This is a genomic window from Halorubellus salinus, from assembly GCF_020567525.1.
In the GTDB taxonomy this organism is placed as follows: domain Archaea; phylum Halobacteriota; class Halobacteria; order Halobacteriales; family Natrialbaceae; genus Halorubellus; species Halorubellus salinus.
In genome coordinates this window covers 302,989-317,133 of sequence record NZ_JAJCVI010000004.1, presented here as the reverse complement: position 1 = coordinate 317,133, position 14,145 = coordinate 302,989, and the positions used below count along the sequence as shown (strand labels likewise).

9 protein-coding genes are annotated in these 14,145 nt (G+C 65.3%); 4 read left to right on the top strand and 5 right to left on the bottom strand.

Annotated features, from left to right (window positions below):
* Position 1 precedes the first annotated feature (1 nt).
* The gene (locus LI336_RS12795; RefSeq protein WP_227133525.1) at positions 2–5,071 is read left to right on the top strand and encodes a PKD domain-containing protein; all 5,070 of its coding nucleotides are present in this window, start codon (positions 2–4) and stop codon (positions 5,069–5,071) included.
* A gap of 73 nt (positions 5,072–5,144) precedes the next feature.
* On the top strand, positions 5,145–6,482 hold the full coding sequence (gene hmgB, locus LI336_RS12790) for a hydroxymethylglutaryl-CoA synthase (RefSeq protein WP_227133524.1): 1,338 nt from the start codon (positions 5,145–5,147) through the stop codon (positions 6,480–6,482).
* A 179-nt stretch (positions 6,483–6,661) separates the two neighbouring features.
* Here hmgB and LI336_RS12785 read toward each other — a convergent pair whose 3' ends face one another.
* Positions 6,662–7,309 carry a hypothetical protein gene (locus tag LI336_RS12785; RefSeq protein WP_227133523.1) on the bottom strand — a complete coding sequence of 216 codons (648 nt, stop codon included), beginning with the start codon at positions 7,307–7,309 and terminating at the stop codon, positions 6,662–6,664.
* 178 nt (positions 7,310–7,487) lie between these two features.
* Between LI336_RS12785 and LI336_RS20205 the strand changes: the two genes are divergently transcribed.
* Positions 7,488–7,610: a hypothetical protein gene (locus tag LI336_RS20205; protein WP_264475417.1), complete on the top strand. Its 123-nt coding sequence runs from the start codon at positions 7,488–7,490 to the stop codon at positions 7,608–7,610.
* A 275-nt stretch (positions 7,611–7,885) separates the two neighbouring features.
* Here the strand turns inward: LI336_RS20205 and LI336_RS12780 are convergent, their stop codons facing one another.
* Both LI336_RS12780 and LI336_RS12775 read right to left on the bottom strand, forming a co-directional pair.
* On the bottom strand, positions 7,886–8,596 hold the full coding sequence (locus LI336_RS12780; RefSeq protein ID WP_227133522.1) for a helix-turn-helix domain-containing protein: 711 nt from the start codon (positions 8,594–8,596) through the stop codon (positions 7,886–7,888).
* 79 nt (positions 8,597–8,675) lie between these two features.
* Positions 8,676–9,953, bottom strand: coding sequence for a tRNA (N(6)-L-threonylcarbamoyladenosine(37)-C(2))-methylthiotransferase (locus tag LI336_RS12775; RefSeq protein ID WP_227133521.1), 1,278 nt, complete (start codon positions 9,951–9,953; stop codon positions 8,676–8,678).
* Positions 9,954–10,385: 432 nt separating this feature from the next.
* Here LI336_RS12775 and LI336_RS12770 point away from each other — a divergent pair, with 432 nt between their 5' ends.
* The gene (locus LI336_RS12770; protein WP_227133520.1) at positions 10,386–12,404 is read left to right on the top strand and encodes a hypothetical protein; all 2,019 of its coding nucleotides are present in this window, start codon (positions 10,386–10,388) and stop codon (positions 12,402–12,404) included.
* Between the two features lie 224 nt (positions 12,405–12,628).
* On the opposite strand, the gene deoC is transcribed toward LI336_RS12770, so the two are convergent.
* Complete coding sequence (gene deoC / locus LI336_RS12765; RefSeq protein WP_227133519.1) at positions 12,629–13,270, bottom strand: deoxyribose-phosphate aldolase; 642 nt, start codon at positions 13,268–13,270, stop codon at positions 12,629–12,631.
* A 64-nt stretch (positions 13,271–13,334) separates the two neighbouring features.
* Complete coding sequence (locus LI336_RS12760; RefSeq protein WP_227133518.1) at positions 13,335–14,054, bottom strand: rhomboid family intramembrane serine protease; 720 nt, start codon at positions 14,052–14,054, stop codon at positions 13,335–13,337.
* Positions 14,055–14,145: the final 91 nt, after the last annotated feature.

The window sequence follows — 14,145 nt, the reverse complement described above, 5'->3', positions numbered from 1 at the left end:
CGTGCTCCTGTTCGGGGTGCTCATCACGGCGGCGGTCGGCTGGCAGGTGGGTGTGGTTCCCCAGCAGAACGAGCGCGTGGAGTTCAATCACGTGCAGGAGGTGCAGTCCCAGATGCAGGAGTTGGGGGCGACGGTCGGGTCGATGGGGTCCGGGTCGGGGACGAAGCAGGTGGGGGTGTCGCTCGGGAATCGGTTCCCGGACCGGACGTTGTTCGTGAATCCGCCGCCGACGGGTGGGCGGTTGCGGACGGTGGGGAGTGGCGCGGATGGGTTCGCGACGAACGTGACGAACGCGACCGCGGTCGACGAGGAGGAGAACGACTACTGGACGGGCGCGAACAGGTCGTTCTCGACGGCGGCGTTCGTGTACGACCCCGCGCTGCAGGCGTATGACGGCGGTCCCGAGCGTATCGTGTACGAGAACTCGCTCGTGTACTCGAGGTACGGTAGCTTCTGGCGGCAGCACGCCGACCAGGGGCTCGTGAATGGCCGTGACATCTCGCTCGTGACCGTGAACGGCTCGTACTCGAAGGCGTCGAGCGGCGAGGTCGCGCCGACGGACCTCCAGCTGTATCCGGCGTCGGCGTCGCCGACGACGGTGCGGGTCCGGAACGACTCCGGGGGTCCCATACAGATTCGGGTGCCGACGAACCTCGACCAGGCGACGTGGAAGGACCGCCTCGCGGGCGAACTCAGCGGGGCGCCGGACGACGACGCCTACGTGAAGAACGTGAGCGTGAAGCCCGCGAACATCGGCCCGGAGGACTGGGACCTCCTCGTGCTGACCCTGGAGGGCAACGAGACGTACGACCTCCAGTTGTCGAAGGTCCGCGTCGGGTCGGCGCCCGAGGCTGGAGAGCCGCCGGCGTACGTGACCGTGGTCGACGGCCGGACGGCGACGGTCCGCGAGAGCAGCGACCACCGCGTCACCTTCGAGGTCCGCGACCGGTTCGACAACCCGGTGTCGAACGCGACGGTGAACGTGTCGCTCGACGGCCCCGGGGAGCTCTCCGCCGACGGGGCGTCGAAGCGGACGTTCACGAACCTCCGGACCGACCCCGACGGCGAGGTGACACTGACGTACGCCGTCGACGACGTGGACGGCGATCAGGACGTCTCCGTGCGCGTGAACCGGAGCGGGTCGTCCTCGTTCGGAGGAAACCAGGCATCGACCGCGTTCGTCAACTTCACCGTCGCGGACGGGGAATCGAGCGACGACAGTAATTCGGGAATCGGTGGGGGAACGTACACCGTGGCGTGGCCGAGTCCCGGCGAGATCGCAGGCCGGTCGGGGAAGCTATCGATCGAGGACGGGAACCTGACCGTCGACAGGGGCTCGGTGTCCGTGGTGCAGTTGAACGCGACGACTGACGGGCTCTCGGGTGCGCTGGTCGAGTTCAGCGTGAGCGACCAGCGGGTGCTCACGGTGAAGAACGCGACGTCGCGGTCGAACGATGCAGCTGTCGGCTCGGTGAACCTCACCGTGAACCAGCGGGGGTGGGCGTACGTGTACGTCACGGGTGGCGGAACCGGCGACCGGATTCGCATCGTCGTCGAAGACGCCGACCCGACAAGAGTGGGATACATCACCGCCGTCGAACCGAACCCGGACGCGCTCGACGACAGCGACGGCGAGTTCATCGCGGTGAACGTCTCCGAGGTGAGGGACACGAGCGACTGGGTGGTGCGCGACGACGAGAGCGGCGTCGGGAGCGCCGCCGCCAACTTGCCAGCGAACGCTGACGTCGTCTGGTTCGTCAGGAACGAGACGGCGTTCCGCGACCAGTGGGTCGTCCCCTCGGACGTCACGCTTGTCGAGTTCCAGCCGGGGGGCAACGGCGTTCTCGCGAACGGCGGCGAGCCGCTCGAACTCGTGAACACGACGAGCGGCCGCGTCGTCGACGAGTTCGCGTACGGTAGCGCGTCGACGTCAAACGGCTGGAGCTTCACGTTCTCCGGCGGTACCGCCGGCAAAGTCGCGGTCCGTGACACGTACGCGAACGGGACGCCGGTCGACAACGACGAGCCCGGCGACTGGTCGGCGACCGACGAGGGATCGTACTTCACGCCCCGGTTCGTCACCGATCTCTCGCTATCGCCGGACCCGGCGACGACCCAGACTGCGGTGACCGTCGACGCCAGCGGCTCGACCGACCGCTCTGCGTCCATCGAACGTTACGTGTTCGACCTCGGGGAGGGGTACGTCGTCAACACCACGAGCTCGAGCATCGAGTACGTCTTCGACTGCGCTGGCACGCGGACCGTCGAGGTAACCACCATCAGTACCGACGGTGAGCGCCGGTCGACGACCGCGACCGTCGAGGTCGACCCCGAACCGCGGACCGTCGTCGCGACGCTGAACGCCGGCGGGGACACGTACACGTCCTGCGAGGGCGTCACGTACGATGACGCGGACGGTTCGAGCATCTCGCGGGTCGACGGTGGAAGTCAGACGTACGAGACAGCCGACACTGTAAACGGTACCGTCGACGATACTCTCTACCAGACCGAGGCGTACAGCGCCGGTTCGAGCCTCGAGTACGAGGTTGCCGTGCCCGACGGCGAGTACCGCGTCACGCTGAAGTTCGCCGAGATCTACGACCCGATATCGCCGTCGAACCCGCGGGTGTTCGACGTTGCGCTCGAGGGAACGACCCGGCGGAACGATCTCAGTATCCACGACGAGGTAGGCCCAGATACCCGCCTGGACCTCACGTACAACGTGACGGTGACCGACGGGACGCTCGACATCGACCTCCCATACGAGGGGCCGCAGAATCCGAAAGTGGGAGCGATTATGATCGAGCGCCTGAACGGCCACCCTGAACCCGAGTTCACGGCGACGCCGTCGGATCCGACGACCCTGGAGGATGTCGCGTTCGACGCGAGCGCGACGACGGACCCGGACGGGGATGCGTTGACCTACGAGTGGGACTTCGGGGACGGAACGACCGGAACCGGCGAGACTGTGAGTCACGGGTACGACGACGCTGGAACGTACACCGTGATGCTGTCCGTGACGGATGCTGCGGGCGTGACGAACACGACGACACGGACGGTCACGGTCGACGAACCTGGCGTCGGCATCCACGACGACTTCGAGGGTGGCCGGTCACTCGACGCCAACGGGAACTGGTCGCGCGTGAACGCACCGTCCGGTGAGGTGTTTGTCGCCACCGGAACGACTGTCTCCAACTCCCCGACTCGGGCGGTCCACATCGCTGACGTCAGCACGAACGGCGGTATCGTCTCGACTGTGCTCGACACGTCGGGCAGACCCTCGGTGAACGTCACGTTGGCGGTCAAACAGGGCGAGCCGGGTGGCGACCCGCCAGAGTCCGGCGAGGCCCTACTCGTCCAGTATCGCGCCAGCGACGGCACGTGGACGACCGTTCAGACCATCGCAGCGACCGGGTCGAACGAACCATACCAACAGGTATCGGCAACGTTGACCGACCCGAACGCGCTCCATTCGAACTTTGCAGTTCGCATCGTTCAGACGAGCACGACCTACGACGACTCGTGGTTCGTCGACGACATCTGCGTGTCCGCGGGCGCGCACAATTGTCAGCCGACCGCGAACGTGTCGTTCTCGCCGCCGTCGCCGTACGCCGGAACGCTGGTGACGTTCGACGCCGCAGATAGCGTGGACGTCGACGGTTCCATCACAAGCTACGAGTGGGCGTTCGGCGACGGCACGACCGCGATCGGAGAGTCGGTGACGCACACGTACGCGTCGACGGGGACGTATCAAGTGACGTTGACTGTGACCGACGACGAGGGCGCGACGTCGACGACGACGAGGACCGTGACCGTCCAGTCCACGTCCGGCACGCTCTACTACGTCGGCGACGGCGTGGCACTGGAAGGTGGCGACAACTCCGGGAGTATCGACACTGATCCGCGGGGCGGCATCGAGTTCAACCTCTCGAACGGTCACTCCCAGCCTGTCACGCTTCTCGAGGTAACCATCGACCCGCTGAACGACTCTATCGACGGGCTCTCGGACAAGCTCGGCGGCGCCAACGGACAACCGGAGGTGAACGAGATAGTGGTGTTCGCGGACACGGGGAACGGGTACGTCGACTACCAGCTATTCGACACCGAGTACCAGTCGGTGCCTGCGGGTGGACTGGTCGTGGACCTCGACAACAGTGCGGGCGTGAACAACGGGAACCCCGTCATGTCCAGCGGCTCGGAGGCGAGGTTCTACATCTACGAGTTCTACGACCAGTCCGGCCCCACGAACGTCAACATGACCGGCGAGGAGGTGGCGATAACCGTCACGTATCGCGTGCAAGGCGGCGGGACGCTGACAGAGACGTTCACCATGGACCTCGTCGCTGGGCCCGCCGCCGAAGCAGGTCCAGATACCGTCGTCGACGAGGGGTCGACGACGACGCTGGACGGCAGTGCCAGTTCCAGTCCCGGTGGATCTGTCACCAGTTACGAATGGGCAGTCACCCGGAACCCGAGCGACCTCCCGGTCAGTGTCACGGATGCCGACACGTCCACGCCGGCCGCGACGTTCGACGCCAGCGGCGTCGACGTGACCGGGAACGAGGAGGTCGAGGTCACCTTGACGACCACCAACGCCAGGGGCCGCAGTAGTACGGATACGGTGAACGTGACAGTCAACGACCTCGACCGCTCCGGTCTGAACTACGTCTCGGGGAGCGGCTCGACGAACGATGAGGGGACCGGTAGTCTGTCGTTCACTATCTCGAACGACGACACTTCGGCGGTGACCGTCCAGAATGCCACGGTTTCAGTATCCGGAGGCCCTGCAGGAGAACTCGAAGAGACCGCCTTTGGGGTTGCCCCTGGAACCGTTGAGGTCTACGTCGCCAGCCCGTCGGGAGATGGCTACCGTGAAGGCACGATGACCCTGGGTACGACGTACCAACTCGACTTGTCTTCCCAAATCGGCACGGGCGAGGACGCGAGAGTCACCCTCGCGTACTTCCGGAAGAATAACGGCGACGCCGTGAACGTCGCGGGGAGCACGGTTACGGTCACGTTGGGACTCTCCGACGGACGCACGATTACCGTCGTCATCGACGACATCTGAAACCCCACCGCTTTCGACGATAGTCGAACTGTTCATCGACACGCCCAAATAGCGGCCGCGACGAGTAGGGGGTATGACAAGCGTGGGTATCGACGCGGTCGAGCTGTGGACAGGGAATCTGAAACTCGACTTGGCGGAGACGTTCGCGCCGGAGAAGGGGGACGACCCGGAGAAGTACACGAAGGGGCTCGGGCTGCGGGCGTCGTCGTTCCCGGATAGCTACGAGGACATCGTGACGATGGGCGCGAACGCGGCGAAGCGCCTGATGGACCGGAAGGGCCTGGAACCGGACGACATCGGTCGTATCGACGTGGCGACGGAGTCGAGTTTCGACAACTCGAAGCCGATCTCGACGTACATCGCTGGGTGTCTCGAGCAGGTGTACGAGGGTGATTTCCATCACGCGAACAAGGGCGAGCGGAAGTTCGCGTGCATCGCGGGCACCCAGTCGATCGACGACGCGTACAACTGGATTCGCGCGGGCCGGAATCGCGGCAGGAAGGCGATCGTCGTGGCGACGGATACGGCGCTGTACGCGCGCGGTGACGCCGGTGAGGCGACGCAGGGCGCGGGTGCGGTGGCGCTCCTCATCGACGAGGACCCGGACCTCGTGGAGCTCAGTACCGAGCAGGGCTATGGGAGTGCGGACGAGACGGACTTCCTGAAGCCGAACCAGCAGTTCCCGAGTGTCGACGGGAAGCGCTCCGTGCAGGTGTATCTCGCGCGGATGCGTGAGGCGCTCGAGGATTACGAGAGCGTCGCGGGCGACGTGCATCTGGAGGACTTCGCGTACGCGCCGTTCCATACGCCGTTCCCGGGGATGGTCCGGAAGGCGGCGGCGCTCGCGTACCGGCACGTCACTCGCGATACGGAGCACGAGGAGGCGCTCGCGGGGGAGATCGGTCGGCAGCCGCGCCGCGAGAGCTTCGACGACGACGGCGCGTACGAGGAGGCAGTCCGCGAGTACATGAGCGCGCTGAAGGACACCGACCAGTACCGGGACTGGTACGACGCGACGGTCGACCCGACGCTCTCGATCGCGCGCGACGTCGGGAACTGGTACACGGCGTCGGTGCACGTGGCGCGCATCGCGGCGTTGAAGTCGGCGTACGAGAACGACGTGGACGTCACGGGCGAGAACCTTCTCGTGGCGTCGTACGGCTCCGGTGCGCAGGCGGAGATTCACGGTGAGACGGTGCAGGACGGCTGGCGCGAGGAGATCGCGGCGTTGAACGTCGACGAGCAGGTGGCGGCGCGCTACGACCTCTCCTGGGCGGAGTACGAGGAGGTCCACGACCGCCACAATCACGACATGGACAAGGAACTGGAGGAGTTCACGACGCCGAGCGCGGAGTTCGTGTTCGACGGCTGGGGCCGCATGGGCGAACGGAAGTACACGTACGTGGAATAGCGGACAATCCGTTCAAGCAGACCACGTGTCAGATAAATATCTGTCAGGGACAGATAAACAATATCGCATTCGAACGCTGCACCAGAGACACAGTCAGAAGCCATCAAACACTCCGAAAGACCATTAAAACCGACACGTCGCCCGTTGCCCTATCTTGGCGAAGAGATTCAATCGTACAATTAGGATGCAGTCGACGAAGAGTTTGGTCGATTATCAACCGTGGTTTTTATTTTTAAAAGCACCGCGGTGGCCCCAAATAGGAGGCCAGTTCCAGCTAGTAGTCCACTCGTCGGGTCGAACACGGTGTTCGAATAGATGACCGTCAGTGCAGTGACGGCGCCGAACAGCGCAAAGTGATCCCAGAATCCCCACTGGGCTGCAGTAATCCAGCTCGGGAGTTCAATCCGTTTGTTCCGGTGTAAGGAGATGATAACTAGTCCGATACCCGTACAGAGGGAGAGCTGAACGAAGCTCGTCAGTTCCGGATGTCCGAGGCGGGTTTGTATAGGAATGAGTACGAAACTAGTCACAATAAATGCAGCAATCAAGAGTACTGTGTAACTGATGAGTTCTCCCCATATGGTCTCTGAAGCGTCGGCATCGTGAATGATAGATTCGACCGCATCCGACCGAGTATAGATCGTCAAAGCGGTAATCGTAATCGCGAGCAGCGCAGCACCGACAAGAACTTCCGGTCTATCGATAATTGACTGTTCTTGATTGAGGACGAAGAGACCAATTATAGGCATCGTTCCCAGTAATGTCCCGAAGCATATCAGAGAACCTGATAAAATAGAAGTATTGGTAGTAGTTTCTTCGGAACCCATACGACAGAACTGGTAGCCAAAGAAATCGATTTTTTGCTACTTTTATTGTATCACTGATATATGGATGTTTGAGGAGAGAAGGGCAGTATTTCTATATTATGTATGAGAAAATATATTATAAACTTTGCCTCGTCTATTTTTTGTTATTTTGAATATACTCGGTATAGTCCGAGGAGGCGTGACCCAGGTCGAGTTCATGCCAAGAAAACGTTTCTACCAGCCGCCGGACCTCGGTGTCGAGTACGCATACATCGATATCGAATATTTGGAACCAGCTGTCAAGACGAACCAAGAGGAGTGACAGTCGAGAGTCAGAAACGTTCTGATTCACGAGGCCATGTTTTCGTAGCTTCCGTCAGTCTCGTTCGTGTTGGCGTCGTATCTCTGCATTCGTAGCTCGGCGACCGCGGGATGACGGGCAACGCGAACTTTCACACCATCCGACGAGAAAGTATCGTCACCTCCCAGCTCCGGACGTGATGATGGACTCCAGTCGTCTGACTACTCGATACTGGTTGACGGTTTGTCATGGCCCGCTGAACACAGTGATGGGGTTCGAGCTGCTCAATCTATGACTCAGGGCAGTCCGGCGAGCGCGTCCAGCATCTCGTCGGGGTCCTGCTGGGTGAGTGCGAGGCTGAGGCCGTCGGCGCGTGCGAGCTTGGGGGCGTGCTCCCAGAGGTCGTCTTCGGTGATGCCGTGGAGGACGATGGCGTTCGGCGTGGGGGTGACGACGCGCTGGGCGACGAGCGGGCTCTCGCCGCGCGTGATGTCGGTGAAGACGAGGGCGCGCGACGTGCTCTGGCCGTAGAGGCGGTAGAACTCCTCGCTGGAGAGGCGCGTGATGACGGCAATGGAGTTGATAACGGTGTGGCCGCTGACGCGGTCGGCGTCGCCCGCCTGGACCTCGGTGGCGTCGATGGCGTCGTAGAACCGGTCGAGGGCGACGGTGCGGGGGTACTCGCGGAGGTCGGCGACGACGTCGCTGTCGAAGCCGGCGGAGACGACGCGGGCGTACTGGCGGATGCGGTCGCCGCCGCGTGCTTCGTCGATGTCGAGCAGCCCGTCGACGACGCGGCGGACGAACCCGATGCCGGGTGATTCGCGGCGGCCGCTCTCGTAGTCGGAGATGACCGACGAGGAGACGTCGAGCGAGTTCGCGAGTTCGGTCTGACTGACGTCGAAGTCGGTTCGCCACTTCCGGATGGTCGCGCCCGGGTCGGTCGAGAGCGTCACCTCGCCGGCGATGCGGCGCGCGAGGTTGCGACGCGGGTCCGTGTCGGTCATGGGACGTGGGACTCGCTCGCACGACAAAAACACGTCGAAAGGTGATATCGACGTCCGTCGAACCGGTGGTGGTGGTGGGTCAGTCCGCGGGCTGGCGCTTGCGGACGGGGTCGGCGAACGCGTACACCGTCGAGTGCCCGGTGACCTCGAGGTCGACGAAGTCACCGGGTTCGAGGTCGTGCTCGCTCGCGTTCTGGACGATGATCTGGCGGTACGCCGCGTCGCGGCACTTCACGGAGTCGCCCGTGCCCTGTTCGACGACGAGGCAGTCCTCGCGGCGCTCGCCGACCATCGCGTCGTACGCCTCGCCGACGACGTCCATCTTCAACTCCGACATGGCCTTCGAGCGCTTCTTCTTCACGGTGCCGCCGAGACCCTTCATGTCCGCGGCGTCCGTCCCGGGGCGCTTCGAGAACCGCGTGACGTTGATCTTCTCCGGGCGCGTCTCCCGCAGGAGCGCCATCGTCTGCTCGAAGTCCGCGTCGGTCTCCGTCGGGAACCCGACGATGAAGTCCGTCGACAGCGTCCACTCGTCGAGCGCGTCGTCGAACGTCTCGACGACCTCGACGTACTCGCTCACCTGATGCTGGCGGCGCATGTCGCCGAGGACGTCGTCGCTCCCGGACTGCACGGGCGCGTGCAGGAAGTTGTAGAGTTCGTCGTGCTCGGCGAAGGTGGCCGCGAGTTCCTCGCGGATGCCGTGGACGCCCTTCGGGTTCGCCATCCCGACGCGCACGCGGAAGTCGCCCGCTATCTCCGAGCAGATGCGGTCGAGGAGGACGTGGAGCTTCCGTTCGCCGTCGTCCCAGCCGTAGACGCCGGTGTCCTGGCCGGTGATGCGGAGTTCCTTCGCGCCGGCGTGGACGAGCGCGCGCGCCTTCTCGACGTTCTCCTCGACGGGCGGGGAGTCTATCTTCCCGGTCGCCGCCTTCGTGATGCAGTACGAGCAGTCGCTCATGCAGCCCCGCGCGATGGGGAGGATGCCGACGACGCCGTCGAGCACGGGTTCGGTCCCGGGGCCGGGCGTCGGGCACTCGCCGTTCGTGACTGCTTCGGGGACGTCGTCCCAGTGGAGTATCTGTGCGTCGACGTCGTGCTCGCGGAACTCCTCGCTCTGGGCGAGCGCCATGCAGCCCGTGACGATGAGGTCCGCGGTCTCGTCCTCGAGTTCCTTGGCCCGACGGAGCATGTTCCGCTCCGTCTTCTCCACGACCGTACAGGAGTTCATGATGGCGACGTCGGCCTCGTCCGGGGAGTCGACCTTGTAGTGGCCGGCGTCGCGGAGGGCGCTCTCGATCTGACGGCTCTCGCCGCGGTTCGAGGTACACCCGTACGTCTCGATGTGGTACCGGGCCATGCCAGTTACGCGTGTTTGCCGTCGGGCGACCAAAAGCGCGACGATACCCCTTCGCTGGCGGCCGCGAGTGCGCGCTGCACTGGCACGCGCCGGGCGACGACCGCAGGCCTGTCTCTACGTGTCGCCACGTGCGGCCGCATGCCGCCGCGTGTCGCGACGAATGCGAACGTCGAGCGAGGGAGGGCAGCCGGTGCGGGGGCGTCACCGGGAACCAGCAGCGGTTACCGGTTCAGCGCGCGACAGAAGGTTCTCGCATTCCGATACGACGGGTGGGGTTCGTGGGCCAGACGCGCGCGAACGCCGAGCGCGATTTCGAACCGCGACCACGCTCGCAGGATGTTTTCATCCGCTCGTCCCACGCATCATGTGAACGCACCGCAACGAATGTCAAACGGGAAACGATTATAGGAACCCAGTGCTACGAACTAGTGCATGGAACTCCCCGACAAACTACGGTCGTCCACCGCCTTGCTGGTGGCGCTCCTCATCGTGTGTTCGAGCGCCGCGAGCGTGACCGCCCTGGCGGGCGCGACGACAGCCCCCTCGAGCGGGGCAGCCGCGGCGTCCGTCGACGCGACGACGCCGGCGGACAACGAAACCGTCGAATCGGCAGACGAGATATTCGTGCACGAGAACGGCGACGCCGTCCTCGTGTACGAGCAGAACGACAGCATGGACGGCACCGCATCCACCGCAACCGGCCACCTCGGCCTGAACGTCACCGAGGGCCTGATGCACGTGCTCGTCCGCGACGACCTCGAGGAGGAGACGAACGTCACGGGCGGCGCACAGGTCGTCCTGACGCCGTCCTCGCTCGCCGGGAACGGCTCGTTCCAGGCGCCGCGCCCGGAGAACCTGGAGAGCCTCGACGTCGACGTGAGCGCGAAACGCACCGAGTCCGACGCGTCCGCGCGAGCGAACTTCGACATGACGTACGTCGACGACAGCGAGTACTCGATGACCTCCACCGTCGAGTCCGCGTCCACCGACGGCGAGATGTCCGTCGCCGCGAACGAGTTCTCGACGAGCGGATCCGCGAACGTCCAGTACGCGGAGGACCTCGGGATGGTCCAGCACCGCGAGTACACGCTCGAAGAGGGCACGAACCAGTACCGCCTGCAGGCGTCCGAGGAGTACTACGTGTCGTCGTACTTCGCGAGCCAGTGGGACAGCGAGGAGAACGCGACCGAGACCATCGAACAGCAGTACGCGAGCATCGCGACCGCGCTCGGCGGGAGCGCGGACGTGCGCGTGTCCAGTTACTCGTTCACCGAGGCCGACGACGGCCGGATGCTGCTGGACATCGAGTACCAGATCGTGTACTCGAACATCGACGACGCGCTCGGCCAGCAGGTCGCGCAGTCGATCACGAACGCGGAGGACGTCGAGGTGTCCACGGAGACCGCCGAAGCGGTCGGTGACGCCGTGGCGGAGCTCAACGTCGACCGCGTGCACGCGAAACTCGACGCCGAGGGCAAGTCGATGCAGGCGTCCTGGGACGTCCAGTTGAGCGAGTACGAGCCGCTCGTCGACGCCGGCCTCGACCTCGCGGAGGAGGCGAGCGACGACGAGAACGTGACCGAGCAGATCGAGACGGCGCGCAAGCAGTACGAGGCGATGAAGGCCTCGGACTTCGTGCAGACGTACTCCTGGGACGGGTCGCTCTCCTCGCCGAGCGAGGACGCGGTCCGCGTCCAGGGGTCGTTCCAGTTCAACACGCAGAACTACGAGGCGTACCTCTCGGAGCTGGAGAAGCGCGACGTCCCGACGGGCGGCTCGGTGTCGTTCTCGGCGACCGCCCAGACCGAGGGCGAGGAGATCGTCGCGGAGATGGAGTACAGCGTCGAGCAGGAGAACCTCGTCGACCAGACGCTCGGGAACTTCATGGAGTCCGCTGACTCCGCGAGCACTGGGTCGAACACCGACAACGTCCAGCGGTTCGTCGAAGCGTTCCAGCGCTCCGAGTTCGAGAAGGCGAAGATGAACGTGAACGTCGGGAGCGACGAGGTGACGTTCCAGGCTGGTGCGAGCTTCGAGAACATGACGTCGTTCCGCTCCGTGATGCAGGACGAGTTCGGCGGGGACATCGCGTCGATGAACGCGAACCTCGGCGAGGACTCGAAGGCGTACGTCGCGGTCGAAGGGGCGTTCGGCGAGAACGCGTCCGAAAGCGACGTTCGCGCGCACGAGGCCGTCGGTGAGGACACCGAAGTCCACCTCCCCGGTGACTGGGACCCGGCGTCCCAGTCGTTCCCGAAGATGGACCAGGAGGAGGCCCGTGACTACCTCGGCATCGAGGAGCCCGAGACGACGACGACCGCCGGCACTGGCACGGACGCCGGCGAGAGCGGGAGCAGTGGCCTGCCCGGCTTCGGCGCGTCCGCGGCGTTCGCCGCGGTCGCCGCCGTCTCCGCGCTCCTGCTCGGGCGCCTCCGGCGTCGCGACGAGTAACCACCCGGTCGCCCTCCACGCGTTCTTTCTTTCGACCGTCGCGTCGACCGGCACCGGCAGTCGCGTCGACCAGCACCGGCAGTCGCCAGCGGCGAGCGCTGACGCTGTCGAGTGACGGTGGCGGTTTCGACCGACGATGCCGCTATCGATGGTAGGCGGCTGCGAGCGGGAGGATCGAGGCATTTCTCAGTAGGCCGCGTCGTAGTCGTCGACGCTACTGACTGTCACTCGGTCGCGTCGTAGTCGTCCACGATGGCGGCGCCGGAGGACGCGCCGATGCGGACGGCGCCGGCGTCGAACATCGCCTTGGCAGTCGCGTAGTCCCCGACGCCGCCGCTGGCTTTGACGGGGAGGTACTCGCTCATCAGTTCGACGTCCTCGACGACGGCGCCGCCGTCAGCGAACCCGGTGCTGGTCTTGACCATGGCGGCGTCGGCGGCTTCGGCGGCCTCGCAGGCGGCGTGCTTCTCGTCGTCCGTGAGGAGTGCGGTCTCGATGATGACCTTCACGGGGACGGGGACGGCGGCGACGAGGTCCGCGAGCTCGGCTTCGACGGCGTCGACGTCCCCGGCTTTGAGGCGTCCGACGTTGATGACGACGTCGAGTTCGTCGGCGCCGTCGTCCCACGCGTGCGTCGCCTCGTCGAGCTTCGCAGCGGGGGCGTGCTGGCCGTGCGGGAACCCGACGACGGTCGCGAGCGTCACGTCGGGCGCGTACTCGCTGGCTTCGGCGACGTAACACGGCGGGATGCACGCGTTCATCCCGTACTCGCTGGCGGTGTCGAGGACGGTGTGGACGTCGTCGAGCGTGGTCTCCGGGCCGAGGACGGTGTGGTCGATGCTGGCGGCGAGTTCCTCGCGGTTCATATCCGAGTCATGCCGGCGCTCGGAGATTAAACCCGGCGACATTCCCGGCGTCCGTGCGTTCGGGTCAGGTGTCGCCGCCGCGGCCGTTCCGCCGGTGGAGACGGTGCGTCCACGCGGTCCAGACGCCGACGAGGAACCCGACGAGGTGTGCGCCGTTGAGCCAGTCGAACGCGAGGTACGGGCCGGTGGCGACGTCCGCGAGGACGGTCGCGCCGGCAGCGATGCCGAAGACGGCGGCGACGCGCTCCCCGGGCGTGGTGCGGTCGAGGACGCCGTACATCGAGAGCGCGTCGCGGTCGAGGGGGACGCCGGCGACGGGAACGCCGAGCGCGTATCCGGCGACGGCGTACGCGAGACCGCTCGCGCCGTAGGCGGTCACCGGCCGGCCGGTGAACGCGGCCTTCGAGAGGTAGCCGCCGAGCGCCGCCAGGACGGCGGCTGCGAGGAGGAACGCGACGTAGTCGCGGCGCCGGAAGTGCGGTTCGACGACGGTCCCGACGAACGCGAGGACGACGACGTTCGCGACGAGATGCCCGACGTCGCGGTGCAGGAGCGGGGAGAGCACCCACGCGAGCACGGGTTCGCTGACGAACACGGACGCGGTGACGACCCCGATGGGCGCGTTCAGGCGGACGGCGGTGACGGCTTGCACGACGAACACGACGAGCGTGCTCGCGACGACCAGCCCCGTGACGGGTGCGTCGCGCTCGCGGACGTCGACGGCGAGTGCGCTCGCACCGCGAGCGAGCAGCGAACGCAGCGACTCCTCGTGCGCGTCGGTCACGTCAGAGACCGCGGGCTACGGGCGCTTAACGGCTCCGCCAACGGCGGTCGGGGGACGCCGACCGGACGAACGCGGACGCGCGTCGAATCGC